This window comes from Niallia sp. FSL K6-0212 (assembly GCF_038007605.1).
Taxonomy (GTDB): domain Bacteria; phylum Bacillota; class Bacilli; order Bacillales; family Cytobacillaceae; genus Niallia; species Niallia circulans.
The window spans coordinates 4,707,203-4,726,839 of record NZ_JBBOXL010000001.1; the positions used below are offsets into that span (position 1 = coordinate 4,707,203).

General features: G+C 35.7%; 15 protein-coding genes and 1 other annotated feature. Of the genes, 2 read left to right on the forward strand and 13 right to left on the reverse strand.

The window, feature by feature from the left end; all coding sequences use genetic code 11:
• Positions 1 to 166: 166 nt before the first annotated feature.
• The 11 genes from polX to MHH96_RS22815 all read right to left on the reverse strand — a co-directional run bounded on the left by polX (position 167) and on the right by MHH96_RS22815 (position 14,095).
• On the reverse strand, positions 167 to 1,882 hold the full coding sequence (gene polX, locus MHH96_RS22765; RefSeq protein ID WP_047941919.1) for a DNA polymerase/3'-5' exonuclease PolX: 1,716 nt from the start codon (positions 1,880 to 1,882) through the stop codon (positions 167 to 169).
• A gap of 148 nt (positions 1,883 to 2,030) precedes the next feature.
• A complete protein-coding gene (locus MHH96_RS22770; RefSeq protein WP_047942150.1) occupies positions 2,031 to 2,573 on the reverse strand; it encodes a CvpA family protein in 543 nt (180 codons plus the stop codon).
• An 8-nt stretch (positions 2,574 to 2,581) separates the two neighbouring features.
• Complete coding sequence (zapA, locus tag MHH96_RS22775; protein ID WP_047941918.1) at positions 2,582 to 2,845, reverse strand: cell division protein ZapA; 264 nt, start codon at positions 2,843 to 2,845, stop codon at positions 2,582 to 2,584.
• Positions 2,846 to 3,308: 463 nt separating this feature from the next.
• Entirely contained in the window at positions 3,309 to 4,268 is a 960-nt protein-coding gene (locus MHH96_RS22780) for an ROK family protein (protein ID WP_095258059.1), read from the reverse strand.
• Between the two features lie 69 nt (positions 4,269 to 4,337).
• Complete coding sequence (locus MHH96_RS22785) at positions 4,338 to 5,354, reverse strand: LacI family DNA-binding transcriptional regulator (protein ID WP_047941916.1); 1,017 nt, start codon at positions 5,352 to 5,354, stop codon at positions 4,338 to 4,340.
• A gap of 93 nt (positions 5,355 to 5,447) precedes the next feature.
• A complete protein-coding gene (locus MHH96_RS22790; RefSeq protein WP_047941915.1) occupies positions 5,448 to 6,296 on the reverse strand; it encodes a carbohydrate ABC transporter permease in 849 nt (282 codons plus the stop codon).
• Complete coding sequence (locus MHH96_RS22795) at positions 6,293 to 7,276, reverse strand: carbohydrate ABC transporter permease (protein ID WP_217275553.1); 984 nt, start codon at positions 7,274 to 7,276, stop codon at positions 6,293 to 6,295. The genes MHH96_RS22790 and MHH96_RS22795 overlap by 4 nt, the downstream gene beginning before the upstream one ends.
• 235 nt (positions 7,277 to 7,511) lie before the next feature.
• Positions 7,512 to 8,792, reverse strand: coding sequence for an ABC transporter substrate-binding protein (locus tag MHH96_RS22800; protein ID WP_095258095.1), 1,281 nt, complete (start codon positions 8,790 to 8,792; stop codon positions 7,512 to 7,514).
• A 687-nt stretch (positions 8,793 to 9,479) separates the two neighbouring features.
• On the reverse strand, positions 9,480 to 11,894 hold the full coding sequence (gene pheT, locus MHH96_RS22805) for a phenylalanine--tRNA ligase subunit beta (protein WP_047941913.1): 2,415 nt from the start codon (positions 11,892 to 11,894) through the stop codon (positions 9,480 to 9,482).
• A gap of 16 nt (positions 11,895 to 11,910) precedes the next feature.
• A complete protein-coding gene (gene pheS / locus MHH96_RS22810) occupies positions 11,911 to 12,951 on the reverse strand; it encodes a phenylalanine--tRNA ligase subunit alpha (protein ID WP_061798697.1) in 1,041 nt (346 codons plus the stop codon).
• Positions 12,952 to 13,016: 65 nt separating this feature from the next.
• Positions 13,017 to 13,268: a binding site (T-box leader), on the reverse strand.
• 80 nt (positions 13,269 to 13,348) lie between these two features.
• Complete coding sequence (locus MHH96_RS22815) at positions 13,349 to 14,095, reverse strand: TrmH family RNA methyltransferase (RefSeq protein ID WP_061798699.1); 747 nt, start codon at positions 14,093 to 14,095, stop codon at positions 13,349 to 13,351.
• A gap of 185 nt (positions 14,096 to 14,280) precedes the next feature.
• Here MHH96_RS22815 and sspI point away from each other — a divergent pair, with 185 nt between their 5' ends.
• Both sspI and MHH96_RS22825 read left to right on the forward strand, forming a co-directional pair.
• Complete coding sequence (sspI, locus tag MHH96_RS22820) at positions 14,281 to 14,487, forward strand: small acid-soluble spore protein SspI (protein WP_047941909.1); 207 nt, start codon at positions 14,281 to 14,283, stop codon at positions 14,485 to 14,487.
• A 133-nt stretch (positions 14,488 to 14,620) separates the two neighbouring features.
• Positions 14,621 to 16,179 (forward strand): IS3 family transposase gene (locus tag MHH96_RS22825; protein ID WP_156485505.1). Its coding sequence is split into 2 segments (ribosomal slippage): positions 14,621 to 15,260 and positions 15,260 to 16,179, totalling 1,560 coding nucleotides; the frame shifts between segments, so codons are not numbered across the junction.
• 207 nt (positions 16,180 to 16,386) lie between these two features.
• On the opposite strand, the gene xylB is transcribed toward MHH96_RS22825, so the two are convergent.
• Positions 16,387 to 17,886 (reverse strand): xylulokinase, encoded by a 1,500-nt coding sequence (gene xylB, locus MHH96_RS22830; protein WP_047941908.1) that lies wholly within the window; start codon positions 17,884 to 17,886, stop codon positions 16,387 to 16,389.
• Positions 17,887 to 18,068: 182 nt separating this feature from the next.
• Entirely contained in the window at positions 18,069 to 19,376 is a 1,308-nt protein-coding gene (gene xylA, locus MHH96_RS22835; RefSeq protein WP_047941906.1) for a xylose isomerase, read from the reverse strand.
• Between the last annotated feature and the right edge of the window lie 261 nt (positions 19,377 to 19,637).

Sequence of the window (19,637 nt, forward strand, 5' to 3'; positions counted from 1 at the left end):
CCATTTCGGGTTTAATCATATTTTTTATTGGTTCTTCTGACTTTTAGAGCGTTCTTTTCCATTAAGCTATCCCTTTTCAACAGAGAGAATGCTTTTCACGTCATGACTTGGACGGAGGCGAAAACAGCTATACCTTGCAGATTCCCCCATTCTCATCCAAGCATACTTAATTACCTTTATATAAGAAGGCTAATAATTCCTCTTTGGACATAGCATTCAATACAGTAGATTTTTTTATCCAGCCCTTTTTCGCGGTGGATACTCCGATGGCCATATTATTAAGCTCATGCTTATAATGAGCATCTGTATTTATGACAATCTTTACGCCAGCATCCTGTGCCATTTTGACATGTGCTGCATTTAAATCTAAGCGGTTAGGATTACTATTCAATTCCAAGACAGTATTCGTTTCTTTCGCTAATTGAATGAGCATTTCCATGTCAACATCATAACCATCTCTTTTGCCAATTTTCCTACCAGTTGGGTGTGCAATGATATCAACATATTTGTTTTCCATGGCAGCTTTTAATCTATTCATTATCTTATCTTTCGATTGTGAAAAAGCAGAATGGATAGAGGCAATCACAATATCTAATTCTTTCAATAATTCATCATCATAATCTAGTGTGCCATCTGGTAATATATCCATCTCAGCACCAGCTAAAATAGTTATATCTTCATATTTAGCATTTAACCTTTTAATTTCTTTTATTTGCTTTCTCACTCTATCTGGTGTTAATCCATTGGCAACCTTTAAATATTGAGAATGGTCTGTAATAGCCATGTATTGATAGCCTAATTTTCGATTTGCTTCTATCATTTCTTCTAATGTATGTGCACCATCGCTTGCAGTGGTATGCATATGCAAATCTCCTTTAATATCTTCCAAGGAAATAAGCTCACTATCATCTGAATAATTTTCTACCTCTTTTCCATCTTCTCTTATTTCAGGAGGAATAAAGGGCAGTTCGAAATAATGATAAAACGCTTCTTCTGTCTTAAAGGTTTTTATTTCGCCTGTTTCATTATTTTCAACGCCATACTCGCTTATTTTTTCTCCGCGTTCCTTAGCTAGCTGTCTCATTCGCACATTATGTTCTTTTGAACCTGTGAAATGATGTAAGGTTGTTGCAAATTCCTCTGGTTTCACTAACCGAAAGTCGATAGAAACGTCATAATCCAGCCCTAGTATTACACTAACTTTTGTCAATCCTGCTCCTATTACTTCTTTTATAGACGGAAGCTGAAGCAATTGCTCTTTCACCTGATCAGGAGCATTTGTGGCGACAATAAAATCTAAATCTTTAATCGTCTCCCTAACTCTTCTTAAACTTCCGGCTCTAGAGTATTGCACAACCCCTTCCATCTTAGCTAGTTGTTCCTCAATGGAGACTGCTATCGGAATCATAAATGCAATTGGCAGTCGCTCTGGGCGAGATCCGGCATTTTGAAGGGCTTCCATAATTTTTTCTTCTGTCTTTTTGCCAAAACCTTTTAATGCTTGCACTTCTCCTTTTAAGCATGCATTTTTTAAATCCTCTGCATTTTCGACAGACAACTCTTTATATAATTTTGCGATTTTTTTCCCACCGAGACCTGGCAGCTGCAGCAATGGTATTAATCCTTTTGGAACTTCGTCTTTTAACTCTTGTAAAACAGACGACTTGCCTTCTTTTAGATATTCTTCTATAACAGCAGCTGTTCCCTTTCCTATTCCCGGCAGTTCCGTTAGATCGGTTATGTCGGTTAAGTTCAATTCACTTGTTTCAATCGTATTGGCCGCTTTTCGAAAGGCAGAGATTTTAAATGGATTTTCTCCTTTCAGCTCCATATATATCGCAATTTGCTCTAATAATCGAATAATATCTTTATTTGTAATCATCCTTTATCACCCACATATGTAAAATAACTCTTCTTCTCATCTACCTATCATACCATGAACTATATAAATTCAATAATTATGTAGTACCTGTTTAAACTAAACAAAAAAACTCTCTAGCTACATATAAAGCTAGAAGAGTTTCCTCTTTCTATGAAGCCATATAATCAAACCATAAATCTTTTATTTTCTCTGAAAAATATGGAGTGTTTTCTATCATCCATGCGGCAACCGAGGATTCATTTAATTGAGCTTGAATAAAATCAACCGGGATTAAAATAGAAATAAATAATAGAAGGAATAATAGCAAATACGTTTCGACAAATCCTAGGACCGCTCCAGCCCATGTATTTAACTGTTTTAAGATTGGAATACTAGCAACAAAATCTATCATACTTCCAATAATTTGCCAAACGATTTTCACCACAAAAAATATCACAACAAAGGAGAACCCTCTGTAAAAGACGTCTTCTATATTTGCCGTTTGAATAAAAGATTGCAGCAAACTACTTTCTCCTATATTTGGATATGGAATCCATAGTGTTAATTTTTGCGATAGCGGGATGTAATATTTATTAGCAACAATAAACGCAACAATAAATCCTGTTAAGTGTATAATTTGCATAATAAATCCTCTTTTTAGTCCTCTAAGAAGACCAAAAAGCAGCAATATAACCAAAATAATATCTAACATGAACATTGTCAGTCCTTTTCTCTTCTTTTTAATTCTTCCTCTAATTCTTTCACTCGATCTTCTAGCTTTACATAGTCGTTTACTATATTTACTGCGGTAAGTACTGCAAGTTTATTGGTATCAAGTGAGGGATTCAAAACATGAATTTCACGCATTTTTTCATCAACTATGGAGGCAACCAGTCTAACATGGTTAGAAGGTTCTTTCCCTATTATTGTATATTGTGTTCCATATATATCAACATTTGTACGATTTTTAGGGGTATTTGACACGCCCATGCCTCCATTCTAAAGAATCCTAGTTTCTATCATATCATGAATTATTCTTGCTAGGGAAGTCATTCGAATAGATTCTATCTTAAGACTTTTAATAAAGGGCAGGAATTATAATTCACTTGATAAAATAAGAGGCTGGAACAAAACTAGCTTCAAATAGTAAGAAGGGGGGCTGTCCAAAATGTGAGTGAAAGCTAATTTTTTGGACTCCCTTTCATATATATTTCTGAATAAACGCACAAAAAAATCATCCTTTTTTAGTAAAATGAAGTTACCACACAACATTAAAAGAAAGGATGATTTTATGTGCAATCAAATAATTTATACTGGAACTTATAACACGTAAATGACATTCCTTCCAGCTCTAGAAGTGAATGAGAATGAGAAAAAATACTAAAAAGCAATTATCCCCTATGTTTAAACCTTACAACAGAATCCATAATCCAATTTCTATTCGTGCTTAACTAGAAATAGTTTTTAAAGAAGATGTATTCATTTCCCCTTCAGTTACACCACTTAACGGACTAGATGTTCTTTGTAAGAAATGGTATAGAGCTCCAATTAAGTTCGAGTCATTTCCAAATCGGCATGGCTGAACTTGGATGTTTAAACACTCTTCAGTTGGTTTCATAATTTTTAGCTTTTCGTTAATCTGTTCAATAAGCCCTTCGCGTTTACTGATTGCTCCTCCGATTAGAATTTTTGCCGGATCAATAATGTATTGTAAATTATAAATTCCTACAGCTAAGCGCTTAATAAATTTCTCTATTTCTTCCTGTACTTCCCAGTCACCTTCGTCTGCCATCTTAAATACAATTTGCCCGTCCAGAGTAATCGGATCCAAATTTTTCCGTTTCGCAACTTGCTTAATTAAACCTCCAGTTGCTGCAAGAGAACTCCATGATTCCCCTAGCGGCTGATTCAGATAATCCTCTAAAATCATGTAACCAAATTCTGCTCCAAAAAGATGGCTGCCATGACGAATTTTCTTATCTAGAAAAATAGAACCACCAATACCAGTCCCAATTACAATACATATATAATCATCGACTTCTTTTGCAGCACCCATCCATCCCTCCGCTAACCCTGCACAATTAGCATCATTTTCAAGCTCAACAAGTAATTTTGTCCGTTCTTGGATGACATTCCTTATATTTGGCCCATGAATATAAGGAAGAGCTGAGGTTCCTTTAATAAATCCTGTTTCTACATCTACTGCTCCTGGCATACTTAAGGCGATGCCGATTATCTCATTCTTTTCTTGAAAATTCTTCACCACAGTTTCGATTGTATCCACGAAAGAATCAATTCCGTCTTTGGGAGTTGGAACAGAAGACTTTTCTATAAAGTTTCCCAATTCATCCATAAGCGAAAATTTTATTGCGGAGCCTCCCACATCAAATACTGCATAATAGTTCACCAAAAAACCTCCTAACATCCATCCAAGTCTTATTATTCATGTAAGAAAGCTCCTAAATCAGTCCTGAACTCACCTAAAGGCTTTGTTCGTCCCACACGTTTCCCTTACAATAATTTCAGAGTCGGTATACACTGGCTTTAATTTTGATTTTCCTTCTATCAAGTCATTTAGCATAAAAGCAGATAATTTACCGATTTTCTCCTTATCCTGTTTGACCGTGGTCAATTTAGGATCGCTATAGCGGGAAGCAGCAATATCATCACATCCTACAATTCGGATATTTCTAGGTGTATGAAGTCCAGCTTCCTTAATAGCACTTAGTGCACCTAAAGCCATTAAGTCGGATGCAGCAAAAATAGCTTCTGGATAATCTTTCAACTCAAGTATTCTCTTCATTGCGATATAACCACTTTCTTCATGGTAATCTCCATATTGAATCCAATCTTCCCTGATTTCAAGGCCAAACTGATTCATCGCATCCTTGAACCCCTTTAACCTTAGATTAGAAATGACGGATTCACTCATCCCGCCGATATAACCAATTTTTCTAAGAGAATTCAAATAAAAATGTTCTACTACCTTCCTTGATAAATTTACATTGTCCGTCATGACGTAGCTCGCTTTTGGACCAACTAATTCAATATCAATTCCAATACAAGGAAAACCGCTCTCAGCAAGTTCAAATGTAGCATCCTCCACTTCTTCACCTGCAATTATCAAACAACCATCCAAATTAAAGTGCTTGCATCTTGCTAAATAACTTCCTTGAAATTGTTCATTAGAAAACATTAAGATATCGTATCCAAGCAATCCAATATTTTTCTTAAAAGTCGAAATAACTTCATTAAAATATGGATGAGTCATGTCTACATTGATTTTACCTGCATAGATAAGTCCAATGAGACTTGATTTTTTCGTTGCCAGTGACCGAGCCGAAAAATTTGGTGCGTAGCCCATTTCATTAATAACTGTCATGACCTTTTTTCTAGTCATCTCACTTATTTCGCCATAATTATTTAATACTTTCGAAACGGTTGATGGTGATACCCCTGCCAATTGTGCAATGTCCTTTATTGTTAAACTCATCGTTTTATCCCTTCTATTTCCGTCTAAATTCATTCCTAATATTAGATTAATAAAAGTTGGAGAATGAAACAATAGCACGGCAGGAAATAGTCTTTATTTCACAGACCCTTCCGTAATACTTGATATAAATAATCGGTTAAATAATAAGAAAATGACTAATAATGGAACAGTTGCCCAGAACACACCAGATAAAATCATACCGAAATCAATATTATGAGTATTGCCCAACTGTGCCAATGCAACTTGAATAGTATACATTTCCGGATCTCTTAAAACCGTAAACTGCCATAAGAACTCTCCCCAAACAGCAGTAAATACAATAATCCCAAGAGTAGCAAACGCTGGTAAGATAATCGGTAATACAATTCCCCAATAGATACGGAAATTCGAACACCCATCTAATTTCGCTGCTTCTATTAATTCATCAGGAACACCCTCGGATATATATTGGCGCATTAGAAATATCCCTAAAGGATTTAAAAAGGATACAATCATAACTCCTTGTAAGGTATCTAGAAGTCCTATTTTAGAAATTAAGAAGTATTGTGGGATTAACCCTAATTGCGGTGGAATAATCATGGTTACCAAAATCGCAATAAAAAATATGTTTCTTCCCGGGAATCTAAATTTAGCAAAAGCAAAGCCTGCTAATGAACTAATGAGTAGTACTATGATTGTTACAACCAAACACAGTATAAATGAATTCCACATCCCACCAAAAAAATCAATTTGACTTAATACCTTTTTAAAGTTTTCAACCAGCATATTTCCTGGTGTTAAAGTTGGCGGGATTGAATTGTAGGCAGCACTCGGTCTTGTTGCCATGACAAACATCCAGTAAAATGGAAACAACGAAACGATAGCAGCAATAAATAAAAATAAGTAAATGGATAATCTGCCTATGGAAAACTTTTTCCGTTTTCTTTTGTCATGTTTACTCATTTATCCACACCTCTCTTTTTTCTTCCAAATCCTTGCGTTAAACTTAAGTTTATGACAGCAAATAATGAAATGATAACCAATAGAATGATTGCAGTTGCGGATGCTGTTCCAAATGACTGCAATTTAAATGCATCTCTATACAAGTACATAACAATTGTCATAGCTTCGTCCCTTGTGAAAGCATCAGTTCCTAAAAATACAGTCGGTTCAGAGAATAACTGCATGGCACCAACTGTTGAAGTGAATACCGTTAGGATAATAAATGGTTTCATCATTGGGATGGTAATGTAAAAAAGCTGATGAAATTTATTGGCACCATCAATGGTAGCTGCCTCGTATAAATCATTTGGTATACCTTGAATTCCAGCTAGATAGATAATCGTGTTATATCCTACCCACCGCCAGAACACCATAATGGATATCGCAATTTTCGTTCCCCATTCAGAGGCTGCCCAATGGATTGGGTCAAGTCCAAAGAAATGAGTTAATACATAATTGGCTAAAGAAGATTCATGATTACTGAATAACACACTAAAGATAAGGGCTACAGCAACCATTGAAGTTAAATAGGGCATAAAAATTGTTACACGAAAGAAACTTTTAAACTTAAGAAAAGCCATATTCAACAAATAAGCTAAAATAAGGCCGACGACTAACTGTGGAGCTGTTCCCATAATTCCTATAATTATCGTATTATAAACTGATTTCCAAAATAGAGGATCTGTTAGTACAGTCTCAAAATTAGCCAGTCCGTTAAATGTCATCGGGCTTAAGCCATTCCATTTTTGAAAGGCTAGGTAAATACTAAAAAGCATAGGATATAGGCCGATAACTGCAAAAATTATGAAGAAAGGCGCTATATATAAATATCCTGACAGCATATCCTTTTTTTGCTCAGACCTAAATTTTTTCTGCTTTTTATGAATAGGCTGCTTCTTACTGATAGTGTTCACAGTTTCCTTATTACTGATAGGATTCATTTCCCCACCTCTTTTCATATTCAAGGGAGCATGGTACCATATAAACGTCCAAACTTCCCTATCTATCAATCACTATTCTTTTTCCTCACAAAAAAACCAATATGTGAAGAATCGCCGGCCTACCACAAACCTTTTTCTCGCTAGAGGCTCGTATGTGTAAGCCGACCGATTTTTTCGTATTATTTAAAAGTAAGTAGATTTTAGTGACCCTGTTTTTTATAGAACAAATATTAGATTAACGGCTTAATAAATCTTCTGCGCGCTTCACTGCAGCTTTCCATTCTTTTTCTGGATCTGCTCCTTTATTTTGGACATTCTTAAGCGCATTCAATACTTCGCTGTGGATGGAAGCATATTTTTCACCTTTATATCCTATGCCACTAATGTCCTTTGCAGCTTCTGCAAATACTGGAGCTGTTGCTTGACCACCAAAGAATTCATCTGCATTCGTCTTAAATTCTTCCATATCATATACAGATTGGGCAGATGGGAATAATCCATGGCTTTGGAATGATTTTAATTGATTTTCTGGTGATACAAGCCATTCAATAAAATCATAAGCTTCTTGGGAATGTTTTGTTTCAGATGGTACAGCAATGTATGAACCACCCCAGTTTGCAGCAAACTCAGTTGGTAATGTAGCAACTCTCCATTTTCCTACAGCATCAGGAGCATTTCCTTCCATCCATCCTTTTAACCATCCTGCTCCTAACTCTGCCGCAAATTCACCTTTGTTAACGGCATTTGCCCACTCTGGAGTCCACATATCATATTTACCTATGATTCCAAGTTCATTTAAGCGAATAGCATAGTCATATGCTTTTTTCACGTCACTGTCTGCTCCTAAATTTAATTTATTATCAGTAGTCAAGTAAGCTGTTTCGGCAGAATCTAGATAAGCTCTATATGCCATTTCAATACTATCAACAAATGGCAATTTTGTTTTCTCTTTAACTTGTAATCCAGCTTTTTCAAATGCTTCAGGTGAATTAATCAGATTGGCTACTTCCTGTGGATCAGTTGGAAGTCCCGCTTTTTCAAATACGTCTGTTCGGTAGTACAACCCTTTAGGTCCAATATCTGTAGGAAGACCAAATAAGAAATCTCCGTCCTGGTTTTCCCCACTCTTCCATTTCCAATCCAAGTACTGGTCTTTCACATCTTTCGCACCAAGATCATATAAATTTTCGAAACGATCTTGAGCCACTTTAAAACGGTCAAATTGGTCAATCTCTAACATTGTAATATCAGGTGCACCGCTACCAGCAGATAATGCGGTAAAAAGCGCATCATGATGATCAGCTGTTTCAGATGCTTTTACTTTAATTTTAATATTTGGGTTTTCTTTCTCGTATTCTTTTGCTAAATCCTCATAACCAGTCGAGCCAAATGTCCAAAAATCCAACGTGATTTTTTCATCTTTACCACTCGTTTTACTTGATGTATCATTCCCACTACAAGCAGCTAAAGACAGTGCAAGCAATGACGATAAACCTAAGGCAGCAAACTTTTTCATTCTTTTCAAAATCATAACCCCCCAAATTATTTAATATTTTAATAGTTTTTCACAAATATGAGATTTCTATAAAGAAATGAACACCCCCAAAAATGATAGATTTCAATTTCAACGAAATCGGTTTCGTAAACAATTAAAGAAATCGCTTACAAAACATATAATAATATCATTACTTCCAAAAATCAACATAAAAATAACCAATTTACAGAATTTTTTTAAAAAAATATGTGGTTTTAATTTATTTATTCAATATTTCCGCCATAAATAGTGACTTCACAAGAATTACTATTCGAAACCGTTTTCGCAATAATATACTGTTATCTCTTACATCCGCTACGAAAATGCAAATAAAGTAACAAATTTTAATAACGCAAAAGAAGCTAGGACAAATGGATAAAAACGAACGATCTCTAATTGAGTGTCGAAGCAATTTCGTTCCCATACACTACAGACACACGATACGCCGAGAAGGTTGGGCGCTCGCCCCTTGTAAAGCGAAGTGTATTAGTCTTGCGGGTGATAACCCAAATTTTCTTTAATAAAATAAATATAAATCCCTAAACAATTATCGAATATTTTTTAATGTGTACGTATTATTGTTCGGGGTTATTTAGTTGAAAATACTTATGTCCAAGCTTCAATTAAAAAACATCCCAGAATTGAACTCTGGGATGTTTTTTATCCGCCTCAGCCTCTTAGCGAAGCACCAGCTTTTTCTTCTACTGCAGCAAGTACTTTATCATGAGTCTTGCTAATCATTTCATCTGTTAATGTTTGTTCTGGATCAAAATATGTTAAGGAGAATGCAATCGATTTTTTGCCTGCTTCCATTTTTTCACCCTCATATAAATCAAACACTTGAACATCTTTTAGTAACTTTCCACCAGCTTCAATAATAATTTCTTGAAGACTACCAGCTAACACGTCCTTCTCTACAACAAGTGCTATATCTCTTGTTACATACGGGAAACGAGGGATGGACGTATAATGTAATGCTTCTACTTCTACAGCAAATAACTTACTTAGGTCTAGTTCGAAACAATACGTTTCTTTTAAATCTAAATCATTTTGCATTTGCGGATGCACTTGGCCGACAAATCCAATGATCTCCCCATTAAGGACGATTTCAGCTGTTCTTCCTGGATGCATTCCATCCAATTCCGCTCTAGCAAATGTAATTTGCTCATGAACACCTAACTTTTGGAATAACCCTTCTAATACCCCTTTTACAACAAAGAAATCAACAGTTTTCTTCTCTCCTTGCCATGGATGCATACTCCAAATGCCTGTAACTGCACCAGCTAAATGTTCTTTTTCCTCGGGAAGCTCCTGTTCTCCATTCGCTAAGAAGACAACCCCTGTTTCATAAACAGCTATGTTTTCATTTTGTCTTGCTGCATTGTATTTAAGCACCTCTAACAGCTGCGGCACGATGCTTTGACGTAATAATGCACGTTCTTCACTCATTGGCATTGCAAGTTTGATTGGGTTTCTTTTCTCTAAAGCAAAGCTATGCACTTTCGCTTCATTTGTTAATGAATAGGTAATTGCTTGATATAATCCAGCTGACTCTAAATATCTGCGTGCCATACGACGTTTTTTCTGATAAGCAGTTAAAGAACCTGGTGTAGCCGCACCTATTGGCAATGTTTTCGGCAGGTTATCATAGCCATAAAGACGGGCAACCTCTTCGATTAAATCTGCCTCGATAACAATATCATTTCTTCTTGTTGGCACAGTTACCGTGAATGTGTCACCTTCCATTTGTGTTGCAAATTGAAGACTATCAAAAATAGCCGTTACTGCATCCGTCTTTAATGTTGTTCCTAATGTTTGATTGATTTTTCCGAGCGTAATCGAAACTACTTTTGGCTCAGCAGTGAGTGTATCAACTGCGACTTCCCCTTCAAGCACTTCTCCGCCAGCATATAATTGTAATAATTGACAAGCTCTATCTGCAGCTTTACGTACTCGATTTGGATCAATTCCTTTTTCATATCTTGCGCTTGCTTCACTTCTTAAACCAATTACTTTAGAAGATCTGCGAATTACTTTACTGTCAAAATAAGCAGATTCTAATAAAACAGTAGTAGTGTCAGCTTGAACTTCAGAATTCGCACCACCCATTACACCAGCAACAGCTATTCCTTCTTTTCCGTTCGTAATAAGCAGATTATCTTCTGATAATGTTCTATCCGTTTCATCAAGTGTCGTAATTTTTTCGCCACTTTGTGCTCTTCTTACAAGAATTTCCTTTGAGCCAATTTTATCATAATCAAAGGCATGCAGCGGTTGACCATATTCTAGTAAAATATAGTTCGTAATATCGACCACATTGTTATGTGGGCGGATTCCTGCAGCCATTAATTTTCCTTGCATCCATAATGGAGATGGAGAGATTTTGATATTCTTAATTACTCTTGCTGTATATAATGGTACATCTGCATTCTCTTCTACTGAAACTTTAATATAATCAGATGCTTTTTCGTTAATTGTTGGATATTCTGTATTAGGTAATTTTACTTCTTTTTCTAAAATGGCAGCTACTTCATACGCTACTCCAAGCATGCTTAAGCAATCAGCACGGTTTGGAGTTAACCCCAGTTCTAGTACGGCATCATTTCGTTGCAAATATTCTAATGCATTTTTTCCGACCTCTACATCACTTGGAAAAACAAAAATGCCTTGTGCATAGTCTTTTGCGACAATTTTCCCTTCGATACCAAGCTCTTGCAGGGAACAAATCATCCCGTTTGATTCTTCCCCACGCAGCTTCGCTTTTTTAATTTTGAAGTTACCTGGAAGAACTGCGCCAACCTTTGCTACAGCTACCTTTTGGCCTTTATCTACATTAGGAGCGCCACAGATAATTTGGATTGGGTCTCCCTCGCCAACATCGACTAAACATTTATTTAATTTGTCTGCATTCGGATGTTGTTCACGCTCGACAACATAACCGATTACTACATTTTTAATTCCTTCATCAAGAACCTCGACGCCTTCTACCTCGATACCACTCTTTGTAATTTTTTCTGCTAATTCATTAGGACTTATGCCATTTAAATCTACATATTCATTTAACCAATTATAGGATACTAACATTTTTTCTCCTCCACCCTTAATATTCCGGTACTGAAAATTGTTTTAAGAAACGTACATCATTTGTATAGAAATGACGAATATCATCAATTCCATATTTCAACATCGCAATTCGCTCTGGCCCCATTCCAAAGGCAAACCCAGAATATTTCTTAGAGTCAAAACCGGACATTTCCAATACATTTGGATGAACCATTCCAGCTCCTAAAATTTCAATCCAGCCTGTTTTTTTACACACACTGCAGCCAGCACCTTTACAGATAAAACAAGAAATGTCCACTTCAACAGAAGGCTCTGTGAATGGGAAAAAGCTTGGACGTAAACGGATTTCTCTATCTTCTCCAAACATTTTCTTTGCAAAAACTTCAAGCGTACCAATTAAATCACTCATACGAATGTTTTCATCAACCACAAGTCCTTCAATCTGCATAAATTGATGGGAGTGTGTCGCGTCATCATTATCACGACGATATACTTTACCAGGACAAATAATCTTCACTGGTCCTTTCCCTTTATGTTTCTCTAATGTTCTTGCTTGCATTGGTGATGTTTGCGTTCGAAGTAACGTTTCTTCTGTAATATAGAATGAATCTTGCATATCCCTTGCTGGGTGATCCTTAGGCAGATTCAATGCTTCGAAATTATAGTAATCATTTTCCACTTCTGGACCCTCTTCAATGGTATAGCCCATTCCAATAAATAAATCTTCAATTTCTTCTACGACTCTTGTTAGAGGATGGTGATTACCTGTAGAAACAGGACGACCAGGTAGAGTTATATCAATTGTTTCAGAAGCAATTTTTTCTTGAACGAGCGCTTCTTCTAACGCCTTTTGTTTAGCCTCAATGCGGCTAGTAATTTCGTCACGAACAACGTTGACTAACGCCCCCATCTTTGGTCTTTCTTCAGCAGATAGTTTGCCCATTCCTTTTAATACTTCTGTAATTGGGCCTTTTTTTCCTAAATATGCGATACGAATTTCATTTAATTCTTTCATATCGTTACTGCTTTCAATGCGTGTTAGTGCTTCAGCTTGCAATTCTTTTAATTTATCCTCCATTACATTTCCTCCTTATATATGGTTTGTTCTCGCATGAAAATTGGCATAAAAAAACCCCATCCCCAAAAAGGGACGAGGTTATTGTCGCGGTACCACCCTAATTAACTTGTATGTATAATAAAAACAAGTTCACTTCATTTGGATAACGGTAGTCTATACCGGTACATCTTTACATCTTTCTAAAACAAGAAAAATGGTCCCGATGCCGACTCAGGAGGTGAACTTCATTCATGTTTTTAATAAAAATGCTTACAGTCTGCGGCATTTTCTCCCTTAATTAAAAATCATCAATTACTTTTCTCCATCAATGTCTTTATTCATGTAATTTGATTTTAATTATAATATATATCTAATTAGTTTTCAAATGCCTTTTTTGCTTTTGGTTGTAACTAACACATTATTTAAAATAATACATTAAAATACCTGCTGCCACTGCCACATTTAATGATTCACTTTTCCCGTAAATTGGTATATATAAGTTTGTATCAGTCTTACTTAATACTTCTTTCCTTACACCATTGCCTTCATTCCCAACAATTAAACAAAATGAGGCTGTTTTTTCTATCTCCCGATAATCCCTGCCATTTTCAAGGGCAGTCCCATAAATGGGAATATTCCTTTCTTTTAATTCATCCATAAACGATGCTAAATTTGTTTTTATAATTGGCAAGTGAAAATGACTTCCTTGGCCTGATCGAACTACCTTTGGATTATATATATCAACCGTTCCTTCTCCGATAATGACTGCATCGATCCCTGCTGCATCAGCTGTGCGGATAATCGTTCCCAAATTACCGGGATCTTGAACTTGATCAATCGCAATAAAGGTTTGAGCAGTAGACAAAGTTTCTAAATGGCTTTGCTGCTTACATAAGGCCAGAATACCTTGGGGTGTTTCTGTATCTGAAAGTTCTTTAATAATCTCTTTTGTAACGATCGTTATCGGAGTATCTCCATAATCCCAAGCAGGTACATCTATCTCCTCTGAAACGATTAAATCAATAATAGAATTTGCTTTGAATGCTTCTTCCACAAGATGAAAGCCTTCCACCAAAAACGTTTCCGTCTTATCTCTTTCCTTTTTTGTTAATCGTTTTTTCCATTCTTTAATTTGTGGATTTTTTACCGAAAGTATGTGTTTCACTTGCTATTCTCCTTCACAATCACCAATTATTCTCTATTGCTTTTATTATAGCGTAAATAAAATACATAATAAACGCCATTAGTGAAATGCTAAAAATAGATATGTTTTACAAAAACTCTATTCCATATTATTCAATAAGGTGAATGGATATGGATAGGTAACAATGAGAAAGAAGGGTGCTTATTATGAATTTAAATTTACGTAATGCAATAATCCATAATGTTTCTGGCAATTCTCAAGATGAATTAAAAGATACAATCGTGGATGCTATCCAAAACGGAGAAGAAAAAATGCTGCCTGGTTTAGGCGTTTTATTCGAAGTAATTTGGAAAAATTCTTCTGAAGAAGATAAAGTAGAAATGCTGCAGACATTAGAAAATGGACTAAAGTAAAAACAACTATTCCAATTATAAACCCGAACGATTATTGGGAAATGCCAATATAATAGGATTTTCTCTGATATGCTCCCCTATAGGTAGACAGATTAAAAAATAAAAATCTGGTTACTTATAGGGGAGTATTTTTATGCCTAGAAAATCTTATTCTGTAGAAGAGAAATATCAAATAGTGAAAGCTTTAGGGGAAGTAAATTCGTCACTCCAAGTTTCATCGATTTATAAGGTGCACTTTTCTACCGTTTTGGAATGGAAATATAAATTTGATACATTCGGTTTAGAAGGACTAAAAGAGACTTCTTCCTGGAAAAAGTATTCTAAAGAACTAAAGTTATCCGCTATTCAAGATTATGCCTCTGGAAATTACTCGATTCGTGAAATTACGAGAATGTATGAAATATCAGATCCATCTGTCCTTAGAAGGTGGATTAAGAAGTATAATAGTCATAGTGAAATAAAAGATACGTCACAAGGAAGGACGAGCTCTATGACTAAGGGAAGAAAAACGACTTGGGAAGAACGAATACAAATTGTGCTAGATTGTTTAGGGAACAAAAAAGACTATCAAGAAGCAGCTAATACTCATCAGGTTTCTTATCAACAAATCTATCAATGGGTTAAGAAGTATGAAGATGGCGGAGTAGATGCATTGAAAGATAGGCGTGGTTCTACGAAAGAGGAATCCGAGCTAACTCAAGAGGAGAAAATAACTCTTCAAATGAAGAAGTTAGAAAGAGAAAATGAGCGATTACGTGCAGAAAACTTATTTTTAAAAAAGTTAGAGGAGATCGAAAGGAGGCAAAAATAAGTCAAATCCAATCGGAGGATAAGTATATCGCTATTCAAGAGATCCATCAGGAAGAGAATATAAGCATTCGTTTACTGAGTGAAATAGCGGGAATTGCACGATCCGCCTATTATAAGTGGCTTCATCGCGTTCCTTCTTCTCAAGAGCTATTGAATGAGAAAATCATGAAAGAGATGAAAATTCTCCATGAAAAAGTGGAGGGCATCTTCGGTTATCGCCAAATGACCCTTCACATGAATAGACAGTTTAAAGAAAGATTGAATCATAAAAGAATTTATCGACTAATGAAAGTGGTTGGCTTACGCTCGATCATTCGTATCAAGAAAAAACGTTATAAACGCTCCGTTCCCCAACAAGTGGCAGAGAATATCTTAAATCGGGAATTTACCGCAACAAAACCAAATGAAAAGTGGGTGACGGATGTGACAGAATTTAAGTATGGTTCATCAAAGAAGGCATATTTAAGTGCCATTCGGGATCTTTATGATGGATCCATTGTTAGCTATGTTTTAGGACATTCGAATAATAATGAACTTGTATTCCAAACGCTTGATCAAGCAACCGTACTTTTATTGGAGGAAGAACATCCAATTATCCATAGTGATCGAGGGTATCAGTATACTTCAAAAGGTTTTAAGCTTAAAGTAGACGAGGCAGAGATAACACACAGTATGTCACGAGTTGGAAAGTGTATTGATAATGGTCCAATGGAGTCTTTTTGGGGGACACTGAAATGCGAAAAGTATTATTTACACAAATATAAGACCTTTGAGGAACTTTCTCTTGCGATAGATGACTATATCCAATTTTATAATAACAATAGATATCAAAAACGATTAAACGGCCTTAGCCCTATGGAATATAGAGTTAAAGCCGCTTAGATCTTTTTTATTATTTCCACTGTCTACTTGACAGGGGGCAGTTCACTCATAATTATTCGGGTTTTTATTCATTAGAATAGAAGGTTAGACTGAATACACTTCACTTTCATCTGGCGAGCACTGAGCCTCCCATAGGAGGAGGCTACGTGTTTTTTCCTAATAAAGATTTTTCTTATAGAAATGTCAGCTTAGCCTTTTAACAAAAAACTATTCCATTAACGCTTGTAGTCTATGCGAAGTTTCTTTCGTCGCTGCATAAACTTCTTTATAAATATTATATACTTGTTCGTATTTTTTCACATTTTCTGGAATAGGCTGAAATTCTTCTTTATATTGAACGAACTTTTCTACACACTCATTCATCGTTGCAAACCACCCTAATCCAACTGCAGCAACCATCGCCGCACCTAAACCTGGTCCTTGTTCCACTGTTAAATTAACAACTGGCGTATTAAAAATATCTGCTTGAATTTGTAGCCACTTGCTGTTTTTTGCTCCTCCGCCTACGGAAACAATGCGTGCAAACTGCTTATTCGCATTTTCCTCCATCAAAATCTTACTATCATTCAATGAAAAAGTAATACCTTCAACAACAGCGCGTGCAAAGTTATCTAGTGTATGCCTTGCATCCATGCCAATAAAACTGCCTCTTATTTGGCTATCTGTATAGGGTGTTCTTTCTCCCATTATATAAGGAGTAAACACTAATCCATCTGAACCGATTGGAATATTATCAATATTTCCAAGTAATTCATCATAACTTTTCTCTGCTGCAAACGTATTTTTAAACCAATTTAAACTATAACCAGCAGATAATGTTACCCCCATGGAATAAAAACTGTTTTTTATTGCATGATTGAAATAATGAACTTTCCCTGCATAATCTTCTTTACCATCTTGTTCATAGGAAAGAAATACACCTGATGTTCCGATACTAGCTAATCCCATACCTTCTTTAACAATGCCTGCGCCAACTGCTGCACAGGCATTATCTGCTCCCCCAGAAAATACAGCAATATCATTTGTAAAGCCATACTTTTTTGCAAGCTCTTCTTTCATTATGCCTATTTTGTCAGAGGACTCAACAAGCTTAGGAAAAATACCTAAAGGAAGATCAAATAATTCAGCAATTGATTCACTCCACATCTTTTCTTCTACATTCAGCATTAATGTTCCAGCAGCATCTGAATACTCCATTTGCTTATTACCGGTTAAATAAAATCCTAAAAAATCTTTAGGCAATAGAAAGTGCTTTGCTTGTTCCCATATAGTCGGTTCATTTTCTTTTACCCATAACAGCTTAGGCAAGGTAAATCCTTCTAGTGCTTTGTTCTTTGTGATGCTAATAACTTCTTGTCCTGCCTTATCCATTATCTCCTGACATTGCTTACTTGTTCTTACATCATTCCATAAGATAGCATTTCTGAGGGGAGTTCCATTTGCATCTAATAAAACTAAGCTATGCATTTGTCCAGAAAAACTAATTCCTTCTGTTTTGGATGCTGCTTCTGGAAATGCTTCAATAATTTCTTTTAGCACAATGTCTAATGCTTCTATCCAAACATTTGGATTTTGCTCACTATACTTCGGCTGTGGAGTTAAAAGCTCATACTCAGAGCTCTTTGTGATAAGAACCTTCCCTTCTTTATCCACTAACAATCCCTTTAAGGAACTTGTTCCTAAATCAATCCCTATTACATATGACATTTATAAACGCTCCCTCCTGAAGACCAATGCAAAGGGATGTCTCATTCATAGAAATTTCGACCTTCACAAGTATTTCTAGTAGATTTTTTCAATGAGCTACTACTAATAAACTTGTGATGCCAACTCCTTCTATTTGAGACACCCCTTTTATTGATGTTATTCTACTTGTTTTTCTATTTGTATTATACTAAATAATCATTCAAACGAGATTTTAAGAATTCTAGATGATTTGGCTCATTTTCAATTTGATCATGCTGTAATGCATATTCAGTTAATGTTTTCAGATTTTCTTTTCCGTCTACAATAGATTTACCAATTCCAGTTGTATAGCTCTTATATCTGCGTTCAATTTCTTTATCGAAGAAACCATCTTCTTTTAGTTTTGCAGCTGATTTAAGTCCGCGTGCAAATGTATCCATACCAGCAATATGTGCAAGCACTAAATCTTCCATAGAGAATGAAGAACGGCGAACTTTCGCATCAAAGTTAATACCCCCTGGAGCAATTCCTCCATTTTCAAGTACTTGATACATTGCCAGAGTTGTATCATAGATATTAGTTGGGAACTCATCTGTATCCCATCCAAGCATTACATCTCCTTGGTTCGCATCTAAGGATCCAAGTGCATTGTAGCTTCTCGCAACGGCCATTTCATGTTCAAAAGTATGTCCTGCTAATGTAGCATGGTTTGCTTCTAGGTTTAGTTTAAAGTGTTTATCAAGATTGTATTTTTGCAAGAAGGCCATTGCCGTAGCAGCGTCAAAATCGTATTGGTGTTTGGATGGCTCCATTGGTTTTGGTTCAATTAAAAACTGAACTTCATGGTTTAATTCTTTGGCATAATCAACTGCCATATGGAAGAAGCGAGCCATATTATCTTGTTCTAATTGTAAATCTGTGTTTAATAAAGACTCATATCCTTCACGTCCACCCCAGAATACATAGTTTTTGCCGCCAAGCTTCTTACTGATTTCTAAGCCTTTTTTCACCTGTGCTGCAGCATACGCAAAAACTTCTGCATTGGATGAAGAAGCAGCCCCGTGTACAAAGCGAGGGTTTGTAAACATATTAGCTGTATTCCACAGTAATTTAATCCCTGTTTGATCCATTTTTTCTTTAATTAAATCTGTGATTACATCTAAATTATCGAAGAACTCTTGAAGCGTATCGCCCTCTGGAGCAATATCCACATCATGAAAGCAGAAGAATTCAAAACCCATTTTTTCCATTAATTCAAATCCAGCTTCTACACGATTTTTTGCTGTTTCCATTGGTGTTTCGCCAAACCAGTTACGAACATTTGTAGCAGCACCAAATGGATCAGAACCATCCTGCGTTAATGTATGCCACCATGCCATACTGAAACGCAAATGTTCTTTCATCGTTTTTCCTAATACAACTTCTTCTGGATTATAATGACGGTATGCATAAATATTCTCTGTTTTTGGTCCTTCATATTTTACTTTTTTAATCATTGGAAAAAATTCCATTCTAATTCCCTCCTATTTGTTATAAAAATCATGATCATCTTTAACTTACTTTTTCTTTTCTCAACTATTTTCTACAAATCTATTTAATTTACTTTCTATTTGTTAGTTCAATATACTAACTGAATTCATCATAAATCTAACTTCGTTTTTTGTCAAGCGCTTACAATATCAAATTTGTTAATTTATTAACAAATTTGATAGAAGAATTATAATTAGTATGGTAACCTAACAATACATACATCGTTACTAGGTGATAAACTG